Below are 1,391 nucleotides of genomic sequence, written 5' to 3' on the forward strand. Positions count from 1 at the left end.
CTACCACCGGATCCAGCAACGACTCGAGGGCCTGACCCCGATGAAGTATCGGGAACAGGCCCTCGAGGAAGACAGGGCGCTTACGCTCTGATTACCAGTCCAACAACCGGGGACCAGTGCAGGGTGAGCGGCCGTCGTCGTGGGGGAGCGGGGGCGATCAGGCTCCGGAGAACAGGGCCACCATCGGCTTGAAGGCGTTGACGGCGATGAAGACGGAGACCAGCCAGGCCAGCACGCCGACGATGAGCAGCCACACCGGGTAGCGGTAGCCGTTCATGAGGTCACGGCGACGCCAGGCCACGAACAGCAGCACCGCGAAGCCGACCGGCAGGATCATGCCGTTGAACGCGCCGGCGAACACCAGCAGCGTCTGCGGAGCCTGCTTCAGGGCCAGGTACAGGCCGGCGCAGACCGCGATGAACGCGACCGTCAGCCAGCTGCGGGTGCGGGGCGAGGTGGTGGACTTCGTGATGAAGGAGACCGAGGTGTAGGACGCGCCGATCACCGAGGTGATGGCCGCGGCCCAGAAGATCACGCCGAACACGCGCATGCCCACGTCGCCGGCCGCGCTCCGGAAGGCCGAGGCCGCCAGGTTGTCCGGGTCCAGGGTCGCGCCGCCGACCACCACGCCGAGGATGGCGAGGAACAGCAGCACGCGCATCACGCCGGTGACGATGATCGAGAGCACGGAGGAGCGGGTGATGGAACGGACGTCCTCCGGGCCGGAGACGCCGGAGTCGATCATGCGGTGGGCGCCGGCGTAGGTGATGTAGCCGCCCACGGTGCCGCCCACGAGGGTGACGATGATGAGCATGTCCACGGTCTCCGGCAGCACGGACTGGCGCAGGGCGTCGCCCACGGGCGGGCCGGAGACGATCGCCACGTAGGCCATCAGGGCGATCATCACGACGCCGAGGACCACCACGATGCGGTCCAGGGCGAGGCCGGCCCGCTTGGACAGGAAGATCGCGATCGCGATCAGGGCGGAGACGGCGCGCCGATCAGCGGGTCCACGCCGAGCATCGCGTTGGCGCCCAGGCCGGTGCCGGCGATGTTGCCGATGTTGAAGACCATGCCGCCGACGAACACGAGCGCGGCGAGGAACCAGCCGAGTCCGGGCAGGACGCGGTTGGCGAGCTCCTGGGCGCGCAGGCCTGAGATGCCGATGACGCGCCACACGTTCATCTGCACCGCGATGTCGATGACGATCGAGACCAGGATGGCGAAGGCGAAGGCCGCGCCGATCTGCACCGTGAAGGTGGAGGTCTGGGTGATGAAGCCGGGGCCGATGGCGCTGGTGGCCATGAGGAACATGGCGCCGAGCAGGGCCGTGCGGCGGTGACGCGCGGCGTCCGGGGTGGCGACGGCGGTGGCGCCGGCAGGCTCGGCGG

1 pseudogene is annotated in these 1,391 nt (G+C 69.4%); it reads right to left on the minus strand.

The window, feature by feature from the left end:
* Positions 1 to 157: 157 nt before the first annotated feature.
* A pseudogene (locus AC2W7A_RS12465) lies at positions 158 to 1,314 on the minus strand (NRAMP family divalent metal transporter).
* Between the last annotated feature and the right edge of the window lie 77 nt (positions 1,315 to 1,391).

This window comes from Micrococcus sp. LASM2_SD2 (assembly GCF_057364565.1).